The organism is Mesorhizobium sp. CU3, from assembly GCF_006442965.1.
In the GTDB taxonomy this organism is placed as follows: Bacteria; Pseudomonadota; Alphaproteobacteria; order Rhizobiales; family Rhizobiaceae; genus Mesorhizobium.
Genome location: NZ_VFWX01000014.1, coordinates 19,369 through 36,585 on the forward strand (window position 1 = coordinate 19,369; position 17,217 = coordinate 36,585).

16 protein-coding genes are annotated in these 17,217 nt (G+C 63.9%); 10 read left to right on the forward strand and 6 right to left on the reverse strand.

Going from position 1 to position 17,217, the window contains the following annotated elements:
- Positions 1-22 precede the first annotated feature (22 nt).
- The 9 genes from FJ988_RS21055 (at position 23) to FJ988_RS21100 (ending at position 10,225) form a co-directional block, all read left to right on the forward strand.
- Positions 23-1,276: an ABC transporter substrate-binding protein gene (locus FJ988_RS21055; RefSeq protein WP_140820274.1), complete on the forward strand. Its 1,254-nt coding sequence runs from the start codon at positions 23-25 to the stop codon at positions 1,274-1,276.
- A gap of 118 nt (positions 1,277-1,394) precedes the next feature.
- Positions 1,395-2,354: a carbohydrate ABC transporter permease gene (locus FJ988_RS21060; RefSeq protein ID WP_140820275.1), complete on the forward strand. Its 960-nt coding sequence runs from the start codon at positions 1,395-1,397 to the stop codon at positions 2,352-2,354.
- Positions 2,351-3,295, forward strand: coding sequence for a carbohydrate ABC transporter permease (locus tag FJ988_RS21065; RefSeq protein ID WP_140820276.1), 945 nt, complete (start codon positions 2,351-2,353; stop codon positions 3,293-3,295). The genes FJ988_RS21060 and FJ988_RS21065 overlap by 4 nt, the downstream gene beginning before the upstream one ends.
- A gap of 22 nt (positions 3,296-3,317) precedes the next feature.
- Positions 3,318-4,433 (forward strand): ABC transporter ATP-binding protein, encoded by a 1,116-nt coding sequence (locus FJ988_RS21070; protein ID WP_140820277.1) that lies wholly within the window; start codon positions 3,318-3,320, stop codon positions 4,431-4,433.
- A 68-nt stretch (positions 4,434-4,501) separates the two neighbouring features.
- On the forward strand, positions 4,502-6,004 hold the full coding sequence (locus FJ988_RS21080) for a GMC oxidoreductase (protein WP_140820278.1): 1,503 nt from the start codon (positions 4,502-4,504) through the stop codon (positions 6,002-6,004).
- Positions 6,005-6,173: 169 nt separating this feature from the next.
- Complete coding sequence (locus FJ988_RS21085; RefSeq protein ID WP_140820279.1) at positions 6,174-6,935, forward strand: 3-ketoacyl-ACP reductase; 762 nt, start codon at positions 6,174-6,176, stop codon at positions 6,933-6,935.
- 6 nt (positions 6,936-6,941) lie between these two features.
- Positions 6,942-8,570, forward strand: coding sequence for a GMC family oxidoreductase (locus tag FJ988_RS21090; RefSeq protein WP_140820280.1), 1,629 nt, complete (start codon positions 6,942-6,944; stop codon positions 8,568-8,570).
- Between the two features lie 10 nt (positions 8,571-8,580).
- Positions 8,581-8,898: a Dabb family protein gene (locus FJ988_RS21095; protein ID WP_140820281.1), complete on the forward strand. Its 318-nt coding sequence runs from the start codon at positions 8,581-8,583 to the stop codon at positions 8,896-8,898.
- 91 nt (positions 8,899-8,989) lie between these two features.
- Entirely contained in the window at positions 8,990-10,225 is a 1,236-nt protein-coding gene (locus FJ988_RS21100; protein WP_140820282.1) for an MFS transporter, read from the forward strand.
- Here the strand turns inward: FJ988_RS21100 and FJ988_RS21105 are convergent.
- From FJ988_RS21105 to FJ988_RS21115, 3 genes are all read right to left on the reverse strand, one after another.
- Positions 10,212-11,057 (reverse strand): EamA family transporter, encoded by an 846-nt coding sequence (locus FJ988_RS21105; RefSeq protein WP_140820283.1) that lies wholly within the window; start codon positions 11,055-11,057, stop codon positions 10,212-10,214. The genes FJ988_RS21100 and FJ988_RS21105 overlap by 14 nt on opposite strands.
- Before the next feature lie 7 nt (positions 11,058-11,064).
- Entirely contained in the window at positions 11,065-11,973 is a 909-nt protein-coding gene (locus FJ988_RS21110) for an endonuclease/exonuclease/phosphatase family protein (RefSeq protein ID WP_140820284.1), read from the reverse strand.
- Positions 11,974-12,083: 110 nt separating this feature from the next.
- Positions 12,084-13,637: a sodium:proton antiporter gene (locus tag FJ988_RS21115; protein ID WP_140820285.1), complete on the reverse strand. Its 1,554-nt coding sequence runs from the start codon at positions 13,635-13,637 to the stop codon at positions 12,084-12,086.
- A 123-nt stretch (positions 13,638-13,760) separates the two neighbouring features.
- Between FJ988_RS21115 and FJ988_RS21120 the strand changes: the two genes are divergently transcribed.
- A complete protein-coding gene (locus FJ988_RS21120; protein WP_140820286.1) occupies positions 13,761-14,387 on the forward strand; it encodes a glutathione S-transferase family protein in 627 nt (208 codons plus the stop codon).
- 12 nt (positions 14,388-14,399) lie between these two features.
- Here the strand turns inward: FJ988_RS21120 and FJ988_RS21125 are convergent, their stop codons facing one another.
- Genes FJ988_RS21125 through FJ988_RS21135 form a run of 3 tightly spaced genes read right to left on the reverse strand, consistent with a single transcriptional unit; the run spans position 14,400 to position 17,178 of the window.
- On the reverse strand, positions 14,400-15,464 hold the full coding sequence (locus FJ988_RS21125; RefSeq protein WP_140820287.1) for an ABC transporter ATP-binding protein: 1,065 nt from the start codon (positions 15,462-15,464) through the stop codon (positions 14,400-14,402).
- A gap of 11 nt (positions 15,465-15,475) precedes the next feature.
- Positions 15,476-16,267 carry an ABC transporter permease gene (locus FJ988_RS21130; RefSeq protein ID WP_140820288.1) on the reverse strand — a complete coding sequence of 264 codons (792 nt, stop codon included), beginning with the start codon at positions 16,265-16,267 and terminating at the stop codon, positions 15,476-15,478.
- Positions 16,264-17,178 (reverse strand): ABC transporter permease subunit, encoded by a 915-nt coding sequence (locus tag FJ988_RS21135; RefSeq protein WP_140820289.1) that lies wholly within the window; start codon positions 17,176-17,178, stop codon positions 16,264-16,266. Before FJ988_RS21135 ends, FJ988_RS21130 begins: the two co-directional genes overlap by 4 nt.
- Positions 17,179-17,217: the final 39 nt, after the last annotated feature.

A 17,217-nucleotide genomic window follows, 5' to 3' on the forward strand; every position in this document is an offset into this window, starting at 1 on the left:
CATGCAACAAGGGAGGTACTACATGTTGCGCAAACTGCTTATCGGAACGGCTCTTGCGACGAGCTTTGCGTTCTCGGCGCATGCCGCGGACGTCAAGGAAGTGCAGATGCTGCATTGGTGGACGTCGGGTGGCGAAGCGGCTGCTCTGAACGTGCTCAAGCAGGATCTGTCCAAGGAAGGTTATGCATGGAAGGACGTGCCGGTGGCCGGCGGCGGCGGCGACGCCGCCATGACCGCGCTGAAGGCCATGGTCGCGGCCGGCAACTATCCGACGGCATCGCAGATGCTTGGCTACACCGTGCTCGACTATGCCGCCGCCGGCGTCATGGGCGACCTGACCGAAACGGCGAAGAAGGAAGGCTGGGACAAGTCGGTTCCCGCCGCCCTGCAGAAGTTCTCGGTCTATGACGGCAAGTGGGTTGCCGCCCCGGTCAACGTCCACTCCGTCAACTGGCTGTGGATCAACAAGGCGGTGATGGACAAGATCGGCGGCACCGAGCCGAAGACCTTCGACGACTTCGTCGCATTGCTCGACAAGGCCAAGGCCGCGGGCGTCATTCCCCTCGCTCTCGGCGGCCAGAACTGGCAGGAAGCCACGATGTTCGACTCCGTCGTCCTGTCGACCGGCGGTCCGGAGTTCTACAAGAAGGCCTTCAACGACCTCGACGAAGAGTCGCTCAAGTCCGACACGATGAAGAAGTCGTTCGACAACCTTGCCAAGCTGGTCACCTATGTCGACCCGAATTTCTCGGGCCGTGACTGGAACCTCGCCACCGCCATGGTCATCAAGGGCGACGCGCTGGTTCAGGTCATGGGCGACTGGGCCAAGGGCGAGTTCCACGCCGCCAACAAGACCCCGGGCACCGACTTCCTGTGCTACCGCTTCCCGGGCACCGACGGTTCGGTGATCTACAACTCCGACATGTTCGGCATGTTCAACGTTCCGGACGACCGCAAGGCCGCCCAGGTAGCGCTTGCCACCGCCACCCTGTCGAAGAGCTTCCAGTCGGCCTTCAACGTGGTAAAGGGTTCGGTCCCGGCCCGTACCGACGTTCCGGACACCGACTTCGACGCTTGCGGCAAGAAGGGCATCGCCGACCTGAAGAAGGCCAATGAAGGCGGCACGCTGTTCGGCTCGCTGGCCCAGGGCTATGGCGCACCGCCGGCCGTCGCCAATGCGTACAAGGACGTCGTGTCGAAATTCGTCCACGGTCAGATCAAGACCTCCGACGAAGCCGTGACCGAACTGGTCAAGGCGATCGACGACGCCAAGTAAGCGTAAACTGACCTCCCCCGCTTCGGCGGGGGAGGTCTCCTGTCGACAAAAGGTGTGGGACAACTCTGGTGCGTTTTCGCGCCGGGCGGTTTCCGACCAACCGGAACTGGATGAGCCGATGAGCACAGTTGCCGAAACCCGGATCAAGTTGACACCGGAGCACGACGCCCGTCCCGGCGCGTCTGTCCGCTCGCGGCTGCAGGATTTGCTGCCGAAGATCGTTCTGGCGCCGAGCTTCGCGGCGACGATCGTCTTCGTCTACGGCTTCATCCTGTGGACGATCTATCTGTCCTTCACCAATTCCAAGACCTTCCCGTCCTACGACATCACCGGCGCGCGCGCCTATCAGCGGCTGTGGCGCTGGACCTTCGAGAGCGACCCGCCGTCGAGCTGGTACACCTCGATCACCAATATGGGCATTTTCGGCTTCCTCTATATCGGTATCTGCCTGGCGCTCGGCCTGTTCCTGGCCATCCTGCTCGACCAGAAGATCCGCGGCGAAGGCGTGCTGCGGCCGATTTATCTCTACCCGATGGCGCTCTCCTTCATCGTCACCGGCGTCGCCTGGAAATGGTTCCTTGATCCCGGCCTCGGCCTCGAGCAGACGCTGCATCAATGGGGCTGGACGAGCTTCCATTTCGACTGGATCAAGAACAAGGATTTCGTCATCTACACTGTGGTGATCGCCGGCGTGTGGCAGGCCTCCGGCTTCATCATGGCGATGTTCCTGGCAGGACTGCGCGGCATCGACGGCGAGATCATGAAGGCGGCGCAGATCGACGGCGCTTCCACCTTCCAGCTCTACCGCCGCATCGTCATCCCGCTGCTCAGACCTGTCTTCCTGTCGGCCTTCATCGTGCTCGCGCACCTCGCCATCAAGTCCTATGACCTTGTCGTGGCGCTGACCAGCGGCGGCCCCGGCGGCTCGGCCTGGCTGCCGTCGAACTTCATGTATGAGTTCACCTTCAAGCGCAATGAGATGGCTGTCGGCTCGGCCAGCGCCGTGATCATGCTGATGACGTTGACCGCGATCATCGTGCCTTACCTCTATTCCGAGCTCAGGGAGAAGCCGCGATGAGCACTGTTGCCTCGCCTGCCCGTCCGGCTTCGAGCGGAATGAGCGCCCGAACGCTCAACCGCATCGTCATCTACGGCCTGCTCGCGCTGTTTGCGATCTTCTATCTGATGCCGCTCTTCGTCATGCTGGTCACCTCGTTCAAGACCATGGACGAGATCCAGAACGGCAACATGCTGGCGCTGCCGCAGTCGCCGACCATCGAACCCTGGTTCAAGGCCTGGGGCGAGACCTGCGTCGGCCTGACCTGCGCCGGCATCAAGGGCTATTTCTGGAACTCCATCAAGATGGTGGTGCCGGCGGTGCTGATCTCGACATTGCTCGGCGCGCTGAACGGCTATGTGCTGACCAAGTGGCGCTTCCGCGGCCACACGCTGGTCTTCGCCATGATGCTGTTCGCCTGCTTCATCCCGTTCCAGTCGGTGCTCCTGCCGATGGCGACGATCCTCGGCAGCATCGGCCGCTTCGGCGTCACGCTGCAGAACGCGACCGGCTTCAACTTCGGCCTCGGCAATTCGACGGTGAACCTGGTCTTCGTCCACGTGGTCTACGGCCTCGGCTTCACCACGCTGTTCTTCCGCAATTATTACGAGGCCTTCCCGACCGAGCTGATCAAGGCGGCGCAAGTCGACGGCGCCTCCTTCTTCCAGATCTTCCGGCGCATCATGCTGCCGAACTCGATGCCGATCTTCGTCGTCACCGTCATCTACCAGTTCACCAACATCTGGAACGACTTCCTGTTCGCCTCCGCTTACGCCGGCACCGGCGATGTGATGCCGATGACAGTGGCTCTGAACAATGTCGTCAACACCTCGACCGGCGTCGTGGAGTACAACGTCAACATGGCGGCGGCGATGATCGCCGCCCTCCCCACCCTGATCGTCTATGTCGTCGCCGGCCGCTATTTCGTGCGCGGGCTGATGGCTGGCGCGGTCAAGGGCTGATCTCTTTCTTAAAGGAACGACCATGGCTTTTCTGGAAATTGATGGACTGAAGAAGCGCTTCGGGAATGTCGAGATCCTGAAGGGCATCAATGTCGAGCTCGAAAAGGGCGGCTTCCTGGTGCTGGTCGGTCCGTCCGGCTGCGGCAAGTCCACCTTGCTCAACACCATCGCCGGGCTGGAGAACATCACCGAAGGCGAGATCCGCGTCGAGGGCCGGGCGATCAACGACCTGCATCCTTCGAAGCGCGACATCGCCATGGTGTTCCAGAGCTACGCGCTCTATCCGAACATGACGGTGGCCGGCAACATCGCCTTCGGCATGGAGATGCGCGGCGTGCCCGCCGCCGAGCGTCAGGCGGCGATCGACAAGGTGGCGAAGATCCTGCAGATCGGCCACCTGCTCAACCGCAAGCCGAGCCAGCTTTCCGGCGGCCAGCGCCAGCGCGTCGCCATGGGCCGGGCGCTGGTGCGCGACCCGAAGCTCTTCCTGTTCGACGAGCCGCTCTCCAACCTCGACGCCAAGCTGCGCGTCGACATGCGCATCGAGATAAAGCGCCTGCACGCCACTACAGGCACGACGATCGTCTATGTCACGCACGACCAGATCGAGGCGATGACGCTAGCCACCAAGATCGCCGTGATGCGCGACGGCGAGGTGCAGCAGTTCGGCACGCCGGCCGAGATCTATAACAACCCGACCAACATCTTCGTCGCCGACTTCATGGGTTCGCCGGCGATGAACCTGATCCCGGCCAAGATCGACGGCAACAGCGGCGCGCTCTCCGTGGTGCTCGACCGCGAGGCCCGTCAGCCGATCGTGCTGCCTATGCCCGGAGCGCCCGCGGGTCTTGCAGCCTTCAAGGACAAGCCGGTGATCTTCGGCGTGCGTCCCGAAGCCCTAACCGATCCGGAAGGTGCGGAACGCAACGGCTCCAGCATCGCCACCGCAGACTGCCACATCGAGGTCGTCGAGCCGGCCGGCTCCGACACCTTCGCGGTCACCAATCTCGGCGGCAAGGGCGTGGTGGCGCGGCTGCGCGCCGATGCCAAGATCCAGCCCGGCACCAGCACGCCCCTGGCTTTCAACCTGAGCAAGGCAGTGTTTTTCGACCCCGCGACCGAAAAGCGCATTCTCTGATGCATGTCGCCCAAAAGTGGCTCCGGTTTTGGGGCAACGACATGCATCAAAACAAAGATCTTTAGTCTATGACAAATCCGGATATCGTCATCATCGGCTCCGGCATCGGCGGCGCCACGATCGCCTCCGGCTTGGCCGGCAGCGGCGCCTCGATCCTGATCCTGGAGCGCGGCGAGCCCTTGCCCGCGACGCCGCATGCGCGCTCGACGCGGTCTATTTTCCTCGACGAGCACTACCGCCCGAAGGAGATGTGGCGCGAGGCCGGCGGCGCCGCCTTCAACCCCGGCAACTACTACTATGTCGGCGGCAATTCGAAGTTCTTCGGCGCGGTCCTGATCCGTTACCGCAAGGAGGACTTTTCCGAGCTCGAGCATTTCGGCGGCGTCTCGCCGGCCTGGCCGTTTTCCTATGACGAGTTTGAGCCGTGGTACTCGAAGGCCGAGCAGTTGTTTCGCGTGCGCGGCACGCTCGGCGAAGACCCGACCGAGCCGTTCCATTCGATCCCCTACGCCTTTAGGCCGGTGCCGGACGAGCCGCCGATCGCGCGCGCCCGCGCCGAATTGAAATCGCTCGGCCTGCATCCGGCTTCGCTGCCCCTCGGTGTCGACATCGACACCTGGCTGAAGGAGGGCAGGACCGGTTGGGACGCGTTCCCCAACACCGGCCAGGGCAAGATCGACGCGCAGACCGGCCCGCTGGCCGAAGCGTTGAAGGACCCTAATATCCGACTCGAAACCGGCGCCTTTGTCGACTGGCTCGAAACCGCGCCCGACGGCAAGTCGATCGCGGCAATCCACTACACCCAGAACGGCGCGCAAAAGACGCTGTCGCCGAAGCTGGTGATCCTGTCGGCCGGCGCCATCAACTCGGCCGCCATCCTGCTGCGCTCGCCTTCCGCGACAGGCAAGGGTCTCGCCAACAGCTCCGACCAGGTCGGGCGCAATTTCATGAACCACAATTCGGCCGCCATGCTGGCGATCGACCCGCGCCGTCGCAACGACAGCGTCTACCAGAAGACGCTGATGCTCAACGACTACTATCTGTCGGACGGCAAGGGCGGCAAGCCGTTCGGCAATGTGCAACTGCTCGGCAAGATCGACGGCAACATGCTGAAGGCCAATGTCAAGACGATGCCGAAATTCGCGCTCGACTACATGGCCGGCCATGCCGTCGACTGGTACCTGATGTGCGAGGACCTGCCCGATCCCGAAAGCCGCATCATGGTCGACGGCAAGGAGATCGTCATGCAGTGGCGGCGCTCCAACATGCAGTCGCTCGAAGGCCTGACCAAGGTCATGCGCGAGAACCTGCGCGCCTGCGGCTATCCGATCGTGCTGTCGCGCCCCTTCGACAAGCGCACGCCCTCGCATCAGTGCGGAACAGTGAAGATGGGCAACGACCCGGCGACGTCGCCGCTCGACCCATTCTGCCGCGCTTATGACCACCGCAACCTGTTCGTCGTCGACGGCGGCTTCCTGCCGACCTCGGCCGCGGTCAACCCGGCGCTGTCGATCGCCGCCCAGGCGCTGCGCGTTGCCGACTATCTCCGCAAGACGGAGCTTTCCTCATGATAGGCCGGCGCCGCCCCTCATCCGCCTGCCGGCACCTTCTCCCCGTATAGGGGGAGAAGAAGGCTAGCGAAAGCGGCCGCGACAGCCTCCTTCTCCCCGTCACTATACGGGGAGAAGTGCCCGGCAGGGCGATGAGGGGCAGCGCCGACCTTCGCAGGATCAGTCTCCAATGACCCGCCCGGCGGCCATTATCACCGGTGGCGCGCGCGGCATTGGCCTTGCCTGCGCGGAGGCATTGGCCGATGCAGGATTCGACATCCTTATCGCCGATCTCGCTGACATGCCCGCCGAGGAGCTTGCCGCGAACATCACCGCGCGTGGCGCGAAATTCGCCTACGTCCAATGCGACATCGCCAATCTCGCAGACCACACCACGCTTGTCGACGCCGCCATGCGCGCCTTCGGCCGCATCGATTGCCTGGTCAACAATGCCGGCGTCGGCGCCGTGGTGCGCGGCGACTTGCTGGAGCTGAAGCCGGAGAATTTCGACCGCGCGCTGAACATCAATCTGCGCGGCACGGTGTTCCTCAGCCAGGCCGTCGCCAAGGCGATGCTCGCGGCACCCGCGAGCGCCGCGAGGTCGATCATCACCATCACCTCGGTCAGCGCGACGATGGCTTCGCCCGAGCGTGCCGACTACTGCATCTCCAAGGCCGGACTTTCGATGTGGCTGAAGAACCTGGCGCTGCGGCTGGCGCCCGAAAACATCGGCGTGTTCGAGGTGCGGCCCGGCATCATCCGCACCGACATGACATCCGGCGTTTCCGCCAAATATGATGCGCTGATCGAGGGCGGCCTGGTGCCGGCCAAACGCTGGGGGGAAGCCGCCGACATCGGCGCGGCGGTGGCAGCGCTCGCTTCCGGAAAATTTGGCTTTTCGACCGGCTCGGTCATCGACGTCGACGGCGCGCTGTCCGTGCCGCGCTTGTGAGGAACCATGGCTGACTACATCATCGTTGGCGCCGGTCCGGCCGGCTGCGTTCTCGCCAACCGGCTGAGCGAGGATCCGGGCAATTCCGTGCTGCTGCTGGAAGCCGGCGGCAAGGACTGGCATCCGTTGATCCACATGCCGGCGGGCTTCGCCAAGATGACCAAGGGCATCGCCTCCTGGGGTTGGTCGACCGTGCCGCAGAGGAACATGAAGGACCGCGTCTTCTGGTACACGCAGGCCAAGGTGGTCGGCGGCGGTTCATCGATCAACGCGCAGATCTACACGCGCGGCAATGCCCGCGACTACGACGCCTGGGAGAAGGAAGAGGGGCTCGCCGGCTGGGGCTATCGCGACGTGCTGCCCTATTTCAAGCGCGCCGAAAACAACCAGCGCTTCGCCAACGACTTCCATGGCGACCAAGGCCCGCTCGGCGTCTCCAACCCGATCTCGCCGCTGCCGATCTGCGAGGCCTATTTCCGCGCCGGCCAGGAGATGGGCATTCCCTTCAATCCCGACTTCAACGGCGCTTCCCAGGAAGGCGTCGGCTATTACCAACTCACCCAGAAGAACGCGCGGCGCTCGTCCGCCTCGGTTGCGTATCTGAAGCCGATCGGCGACCGCAAGAATTTGACGGTCAGGACCGAAGTTCTGGTCACCCGCATCGTCGTCGAAAAAGGCCGCGCCATCGGCGTGGAGATCGTCGACAGGCCGGGCGGCGAGAAGACGATCCTGCGCGCCGAGCGCGAGGTGATCGTCTCCTCCGGCGCCATCGGCTCGCCGAAGCTTTTGATGCAGTCCGGCATCGGCCCCGCTGACCATCTGAAGTCGGTCGGCGTCACGCCGGTGCACGACCTGCCCGGCGTCGGCTCCAACATGCAGGACCATCTCGACCTGTTCGTCATTGCCGAATGCACCGGCGACCACACCTATGACAATTACGCCAAGCTGCACCGCACGATGTGGGCCGGCCTGCAGTATCTGCTGCTGAAGAAAGGGCCCGTCGCCTCCAGCCTGTTCGAGACCGGCGGCTTCTGGTACGCCGACCCGACCGCCGCCTCGCCTGACATCCAGTTCCATCTCGGTCTCGGTTCAGGCATCGAGGCCGGCGTCGAGAAGCTGAAGAACCCCGGCGTGACGCTAAACTCCGCCTTCCTGCGCCCGCGCTCGCGCGGCACCGTGCGGCTGAAGAGCGCCGACCCGGTCGACCATCCGCTGATCGACCCGAATTACTGGTCGGACCCGTATGATCGCGACATGTCGATCAAGGGTCTCAGCCTGGCGCGCGAGATCATGCGCCAGAAGGCCCTGCAGCCCTACGTGTTGCGCGAGGTACTGCCCGGCCCTGCCCTGCAAAGCGACGACGACCTGTTCGACTATGCCTGCCGCACCTCGAAGACCGACCATCACCCGGTGGGCACCTGCCGCATGGGCCATGACGCCATGGCCGTGGTGACGCCGGATCTGAGGCTGCGCGGTATCGAAGGCTTGCGCGTCTGCGACGCCTCCGTGATGCCGCGCGTGCCTTCTTCCAACACCAATGCGCCGACCATCATGGTCGGCGAAAAGGGCGCCGACCTGATCCTCGGCCGCGAGCCGCTGCCGCCGGCCGTGTTCAAGGGCAACCAGGCGGCGTGAGGAAAGATCTATGATCCGGCACTGCGTCTTTGTCCGTTTTCGCGACGATGTTCCCGCAACCGAGCGCGCGGCGATCCATGCCGATCTTGAAGCGCTGCGCTCCGTCATCGACGGCATGGGCAAGGTGCATTTCAGCTCGAATGTCAGCCCCGAACCGTTCGCGCGCGGTTTTGGCGACGGCTTCACCATCGACTTCCGCGACGCCGCCGCCCGCGACGCCTATCTCGTGCACGAGGCGCATCAGCGCGCCGGCGCGCGCCTGGTCGCCGCGCTCAAGGGCGGGACGGAAGGCCTGATGGTCTTCGACCTCGAGTTTACGGAAATGTGACCGCCAGTTCTCGAAAACCGGCAAATCTACGGTTCTCTTTTGCCCGCCAAGGAACATATCGTTCCTTTGACGGCGACAAAGGAGGAATGTCTTGGATCTCAATTCACAACAGAAGAAGACCGTTATTGCGTCATTTCTGGGCTGGACACTCGACGCGTTTGATTTCTTCCTTCTGACTTTCCTGCTCACCGACATTGCCGCTGAATTTCACACCGAGGTGCCCGCCGTCACCAAGGCGATATTCCTGACGCTGGCGACGCGTTTCATCGGCGCGTTCTTCTTCGGCATGCTTGCCGACAGATATGGCCGCAAGCCGATCCTGATGCTCAACATCGTCAGCTATTCGGTGATCGGCGCCCTGGCCGCCTTCTCCCCCAATCTCGGCATCTTCCTGGCGCTGCGCGCGCTGTTCGGCATCGCCATGGGCGGCGAATGGGGCCTCGGCTCCTCGCTCGCTATGGAATCCATCCCGCCCAGCGCCCGCGGCATGGTCTCGGGCATCCTGCAATGCGGCTATCCGGCCGGCTATCTGTTGGCCGCGGTGGTCTACGGCCTGCTCTACGGCCAGAAGATCGGCGACTTCACCTTCGGCTGGCGCGCCATGTTCCTGCTCTCCTTCATCCCGGCGCTGATTGTGCTCTTCATCCGTTCGCACGTGCCGGAATCGCCGGCCTTCGTCGAGGCGCAGAAATCGGTCAAACCGGGCCTTGTCGAAACCCTGCAGAAACACTGGGGCATCGCGCTCTATGCGGTGGTGCTGATGATGTTCTTCAACTTCTTCAGCCATGGCACCCAGGACCTCTACCCGACCTTCCTGAAGAAGCAGCATGGCTTCGACGCGCACACTGTGAGCTGGATCACCATCGTCGCCAATATCGGCGCCATCGTCGGCGGCCTCGCCTTCGGCGCGCTGTCGGAAAAGATCGGCCGCGTCAATGCGATTACGCTGGCCTGCCTGATCGCCTTCCCGGCGCTTCCGCTGTGGGCCTATTCGACGACCCCCTTCATGCTGGCGGTGGGCGCCTTCGTCATGCAGGTGGCAGTGCAAGGCGCATGGGGCGTCATCCCCGTGCATCTCAACGAGCTCTCACCCGGCGCCGTGCGCGCGACCTTGCCCGGCTTCATCTACCAGGCCGGCAATCTCGCGGCGTCCTATGGCGGTCCCTACCAGGCCGGCATCGCCGAAGCGCCCGGCAGCAGCTACGGCTACGCGCTGGCGCTGTTTGCCGGCGTGGTCGCCGTCTGCATCATCGTCGTCATCCGCTTCAGCCCGGAGAAGCGCGGTCAGGTGATGACCGTGGTGGATGGAGAAATCAGCCGAGCCTGAGGGCGACGACGCCGGCGACGATGCTGAGCGCGGCGGCGCCGCGCCAGCCCGTCATCTTCTCGCCCAGCGCGAAGACCGAGATCATCATGGCGAAAAGGATCGAGGTCTCGCGCAGCGACGCGACCGAGGCGATCGGCGCCTTGGTCATCGCCCACATGACGATCCAATAGGCGGCGCCGCTGAGCACGCCGGTGAACAGCCCCGCCTTCCAGTCGCGCGCTAGCACAGGCAGCGACCGCGGCCCGCGAAACACCACGCACAGCACCAGCGCCCAGGCCGCATCGCAGACGAACAGCCAGGCCGCGTAGCTTTGCGCGGTTGCCGCCAGCCTGGCGCCGCTGCCGTCGGAGAGCGTGTAGCTGGCGATGAAGATCGAGGTTCCCAGCGCAAAGCCGACGGCGCGCAGATTGAAGCGTTCTAAATGGACGCCGCCGCGGAACGACATCACCAGCGTGCCCGCGGACAACAGCAGGATGCCGAGGATAGCGAACGGCGCCGGCACCTCGCCGACCACGACAATGCCGCCGAGTGCCGACAGCAGCGGCGCCGTGCCCCGCGCCAGCGGATAGGTCTGCGCGAAATCGCCGGCCTTGTAGGCGCCGATCAGGAATGTCCGGTAGCCCATGTGGAAGACCACCGAAGCAAGGATGAATGGCCACACCTCGGCCTTCGGCACCTCGACGAAAGGCAGCGCGAACAGGGCGGCGAACCCCATGCCGAGCGTCATCAGCGTGATCGACAGGAAGCGGTCGAGATGCACCTTGACCAGCGCGTTCCAGATCGCGTGCATGGCCGCCGCAGAAAGCACGGCGAGGAAAACGAACAGCGTCATATCAGGTTCATCGAGCTCCCGCGCCGAAAGGGCTTTCGAGATCGATTTCGACCCTGAGCGGAAAATGATCCGAGGCGACCTCGCCGATATCGGCGCCTACCGAGCGGACGCGATCGGCCAGCATCCCGCCGACGAAGCAATGGTCGAGCCGGCGCTTGGCCAATTTGCCGTCGATGATCTTTTCATGCGTGTGGAAGTCGGCCGCCGGTTCGATCGCCACGGCGGCGGCATCGACAAAGCCGTCGATATAGGCAGCGCCGCGGTGATAGGGCGCCGAGCCGACGATGCGCCGGTATTCGGCGCTGCCCGGCTCCAAGTTGAAATCGCCCAGCCAGACCGCCGCCAGCGGGTTTTCCGGTTCCGGCTGGCCATTCGTCCAGTTGCGTTGCGGCTCGTCGTCGGCGCCGCTCCAAGGTCCGCCGTCGGCCGGAGCGCGGCGATGCTCGGCAAGCAGATAGTCGATCTGCTCCAGCCGCTCCTCGGCCGCGATATGGGCGAGATGCAGCGACAGAACCCGTAGAGGCCCGGCCGGCGTGCGGATCATGCATTCGAGCGCGGCGTTGCGCGTGTTGAGCGGCCTCAGCGTGCGCCTGAGCGGCAGCGTGTGCAGGCGCGACCAGATGATCGGCAGCCTCGACAGCACCATGGTGCCGAACTGCCGCCGACGATTGACGACGCGGCCATCGTGGATCTGGCTTGCATCCATGTCGAAGGCTGGACCGTAGACCCAGTGGTAGCCGGGCAGCAGGCTGGAAAGGATCTCCGGCTGGTCGTCCTCATGGGAGCGTTGCCAGTGACGCTCGACTTCCTGCAACGCAATGATGTCGGCGCCGTCGACCAGGCGCGCGGCACGGGCGAGATCGTAACGCCCGTCGCTGCCATAGCCATACTGGATGTTATAGCTGATTAGCTTCATTGTTTAACCGGCTCACTTCTGAGATCGCAGTAGCGCCCCGGCTCCGGCGTTGCAATGTGCCGCGCCGGCAGGCGGAATAGTCCAGTCGAAGGCGGGCGTATCGACACTCGCTAATAGGTCGTCAGCGGCTGATAGCTTCCGGCTGGCGACGCGGCCAGTTCGGCCCAGTCGATCTCCTCTTCCAGCCGGTGGTAGGCCTCGTCGCCGATCGTGCCGTTGCGGCGCAATTCCTCCAGCGTGTCGCGCTGGCGGTTGATGGCGTAGAGCCGCAGCCGGTCATACTCGGTCGCCGCTTGCGCATCCTCGGGGTTCTCCGCGACCTTGCGCTGCGCCTCATATTGCTCGCGCACCACCGCAGCGGCGGCCGATGTCTTGCGGCTGAGCACATCGAGCGCGGCCTGCATGATGGCGACGCGCGCCTGCGCCACTTCGCCGTCGATCGTCGTATCGCGCGGGAAATCGAGCCGGCGCAGCAGCGGCTTCAGGCTCATTCCTTGCAGCACCAGCGTGCCCAGCACCACGGCGAAGGCGGCAAGCACGATCGGGTCGCGCCCAGGGAAGCCGGCGGGCAAGGCGATCGCCGCGACCAGCGTCACCAGCCCGCGCATGCCGCACCAGCCGACGAGCACGGCGCCCGGAAATGTCGGGCCATCGCGCCGTTCTTCCTCGCTGGCGTAGCGGCCGAACCAGCGTATCACCGCGACGTAGCCGGCCACCCAGACGATGCGCGCCACGATGACGACGGCAAGCACCGTCGCGGCGAACAGAAAGGCTTCGCCCTGCCCGTCGCCCGACAGGCGGCCGACGATCGACCGCGCCTGCAGCCCCATCAGCACGAAGGCCAGCACGTTGAGCACGAACACCGCCGATTCCCAGACCGAATACGTGCTGACGCGGCGTCTGGCAGACATGCGGCGGGGCGCCCGGCGCGCGATGGTGATGGCATAAACGACGATGGTGATGATGGCGGAGAGGCCGAGCTTGTCGGCGATGATCCAGACCGCGAAGGTCCCGGCGAACTGCACCACGGTACTGCTTGCCGCATCCTCGATACGCTGGAGCGCGATCAGCGAGAGGCGACCGAAAACGTAGCCGGCGACGACACTGCCTATGGTCGCCAGCAGGATAACCGGCACGGCATCCCTCCACACCAGCGAGCCGATGGCGGCGGCAACCGATATGCGGTAGATCAGCAGCGCCGTGGCGTCGTTGAGCAGGCTCTCGCCCTGCAGGATGGCGGTGAGCCGATGCGGCACCTTGAACTGGTTGAGCACAGCGCTTGCCGCCACCGCGTCCGGTGGCGCGACGATGGCGCCGAGCGCGATCGCCGCCGCGATCGGCAAGCCGGCCATCTTCCAGCCGACATAGGCGACGACCGCAGCGGTGAAGACGACGGCGCCGAGCGCCAAAAACGCCAGCGATAGCCGATAGCGCTTCAGATCCCGCAGCGATGTGTCGTAGGCCGAATCCAGAAGCACCGGCGCGATGAACAGCGCCAGCGCCAGTTCCGGATCGATCTCGATCATCGGCGCGCCGGGCACGAAGGCCAGCCCCACCCCGGCAAGCGCCAGCAGCGACGGGTAGGGTATCTCCAATCGCCGCGACAACGCCGTCAGCGCCACCGCAATCAGAAGCAGGACTAGGGTGAGTTCGAAAAGGGCCATGGGATTATCGCAGCGGCTGAAAAGTCAGTTGCAGGGACAAGGTGACAGGATACCGTCGATTGTCCAGCGGGTCTTGCTTGCCTGGCTGTATGCGGCCCACTGGTCGCCTTGTAAGCGTTCGTCATGATCCTCATCGGCCAGTACGATTCGCCCTTCGTCCGCCGCGTCGGCATCGCGCTCATGCTCTACGGCCTGCCTTTCGAGCACCGGCCATGGTCTGCCTTCGGCGACGCCGACAAGATCAGGCCCTACAACCCGCTGACGCGGGTGCCGACACTGGTGCTCGACAATGGCGAGGTGCTGATCGAAAGCCACATGATGCTCGACTATCTCGACAGTCAGGTGGCGACCGACAAGAAGCTGTTTCCGGCAAGCGAGCCGGCGCGCCGCCAGGCGCTCAAGGTCGCGGCTTTAGCCATCGGGTTGGGCGACAAGATCGTCAGCCTGTTCTACGAAAAACGAATGCACGACAAGGTCTCGGACCTGTGGGTCGGACGCTGTCGCACGCAGATCGAGACGGTACTTGCCGTTCTGGAAGCCGACCGCGCTTTACGCCCCGGCCCCTGGTGGTTCGGCGACCGTTTCGGCCACGCCGACATAGCGGTCGCCGTGATGCTGCGCTTTCTCGCCGATGCGCATCCCCGGCTGGTGGCGATGGCCGGCTTTCCGGCGCTCGCCGCCCATGCGGCAAGCATGGAAGCCATGCCGGTTTTTCAAGAGATATCGCAGCCGTTTATCGCGCCGGCTTGAGCCCAGCACAGCCTAATGCAGCACCAGCATGTCGCCCGACGAGAACGAGATATCCGCCTTGTCGCCGACGGCAGGCGGCGGCGTCGTCGAATTGTTGAACGTGTCGAGCGACACCGTGTTGCCGCCGATGCCGACGCGCACGCGGATGACGGAACCCAGGAAATGCACCTCGGCGATCTCCCCCGACAGGCTGGTGTCATGGCCGGGCTGGCGCGCCAGCGAGATGGCTTCCGGCCGCAGCGCCAGCGAAAGCGTATCGCCGGACTTCGAACCGTTGAGCTTGCCCTTGAGCGAGACCTCCTGGGCGTTGACCTGCACCTTGCCGGCCGAGGCGTCCGTGACCTTGCCTTCCAGCACATTGAGCGTGCCGACGAAATTGGCGACGAATTTGGTCGCCGGCCGGTTGTAGATCTCGAACGGCGTGCCGACCTGCTCGGCTTTGCCGCCATACATCACCGCGATGCGGTCGGAGATCGACAGCGCTTCTTCCTGGTCATGCGTGACGAAGATGGTGGTGATGCCGAGCTTCTTCTGGATCGAGCGGATTTCCTCGCGCAGCGACACGCGCACCTTGGCGTCGAGCGCCGACAGCGGCTCGTCGAGCAGAAGCAGTTTGGGTTTTGGAGCAATGGCCCGCGCCAGCGCAATGCGCTGCTGCTGGCCGCCGGAGAGCTGGTAGGGATAGCGGTCGGCCATCTGCGGCAGCTTGATGATGTCGAGCATCTCGGCGACGCGGGAATCGATAGCGGCCTTGGCCATGCCCGCCACCTTCAGCCCGAAGCCAATGTTCTGCGCCACCGTCAGGTTGGGGAACAGCGCATAGGCCTGGAACACCATGCCGACATTGCGCTGGTTGGGCTTCAGCCTGGTGATGTCCTTGCCGGCGACGACAATCTTGCCGGCAGAAGGCTCCTCAAAGCCGGCCACCATGCGCAGCACCGTCGTCTTGCCGCAGCCCGACGGGCCGAGGAAGGAGACAAACTCGCCGGGCGCGACATCAAGATTGAAATCCTCCACCACCGTTGTGGCGCCGAAGGACTTTCGCACATGCTGGATGGAGAGGAACGGCTCGGCCATGGTTTTGACTTTCAGTTCGGGCGGTTCGCCGATTTCGGCGCGAAGCGGGACAGGATCTGGATCAGCGACATGCAGCCCCAGGTTATCACAAAAGCGATGATGGACAGCGCCGCGGGTTCATAGGCACGGTTGGCCACCAGGTTCTGCAGATACGGACCGAAGGCTGGCCGGTTGAGCAGGCTTGCCATGGTGAATTCGCCGATGACGATAGCGAAGGTGAGGAACGCGCCCGACAGCACCGCGATCAGCACATTGGGCAGAATGACCCGGGCAACGATCGTACCCCAGCCAGCACCCAGGATCTGCGCGGCTTCCGTCAGCGTGCGCACGTCAATGGTGCGAAGACCGGTGTCTACGGCCCGGTACATATAAGGCAGCGCCAGTGCCGCATAGCCGATGACCAGCAATGCGTTCGCTCCCAAATTCGACCCCAGGAACGGCAACGGTGAATTCGAACCGTACATGCGGATGTAGCCGAAGACGATGACGATGGCCGGAATGACCAGCGGCAGCAGCGTGATGAATTCCACGATCGGCCTGAGCTGCGGCAAGCGCAGGCGGATCCAATATGCCGTAGGCACGACGATCAGCACGCCGAGAAGGATGGTGAAGATGGCGACGACAACGGAGAACAGGAACGTCGCCTGGAACTGGCTATCGCCGAGCACGACCTTGTAGGCGTCGAACGAATAGACGCCACGCCGCATGCGTAGCGAGAACTCGATTGTCGCGATCAGCGGAATGAAGAAATAAGCCGCGCCGAGAAGGAAGACGACCCAGGCCCAGAACTTGCCCGATTTCATTTCAGCCACCTCTCCGAGCGCGTCCGGAACCAGATGTAGAAGATGTTGGCAAGCCCGGTGATGAAGATCATGCCGAAGGCGATCGCATAGCCGAGATGGGCATTGTGCAGGACGTCGCCACGGATCTGGGCATAGAGCAGGATCGGCACGATGTTGAGCGACGAGCCCGTCAACGCGTAGGCGGTGGCGATGGCTCCGAAGGCGTTGGCGAACAGCAGGATTACGGTGCCGAGGAAGCTCGGCCACAGCACCGGTATCACGACGATGCGCCAGTACTGCGCCTGCGTCGCGCCAAGCGTCGCGGCGGCCTCGCCCCATTCTTTCTTCAGCCCATCGATCGCCGGTACGATGATGACCACCATCAACGGGATCTGGAAATAGACATAGGTGATCGTCAGTCCCCAGAACGACAGCAGGTTGAAGCCGTGCGCATATATGTTGAGCCCCACCAGCGTGTTGAGCAGGACGGTGACGAGACCAAGCCGGCCGAGCGTAGCGATGAAGGCGAACGCCAGCGGCACGCCGGCGAAATTAGAGGCCACGCCGGAAAAGGTCAGTGTCGCCGAACGTATCCAATTGGGTAGCCCGCCGCGAACGATCGCGATGGCGATGGCGAGACCTGCGAAAGCGCCGATCAGCGATGACGCCAGGCTGACCTTTATGGATATCCAGTAGGCGGCAACGATATTGGCCGAGAACAGCGCGACGATATTCGCGAATGTGAACTCGCCCGCGTCGTTCTGGAATGCGCCCAGCATCAGATAGAGCGTGGGCAGGATCAGGAACATCAGAGCGAAGATGAAGAACGGCGTTACGCCAAGCCATTGCGTCGGCAATCGCATGGCGCGCGCTTCCTCTGGGGGCGCGGTCTTTCCCGCAACGGCCTGGTTGGAAAGCGTAAGATCGGTCATGCGCCGGCTACCGTCTTGGAGGAAAGTCCGGGCGGCCTG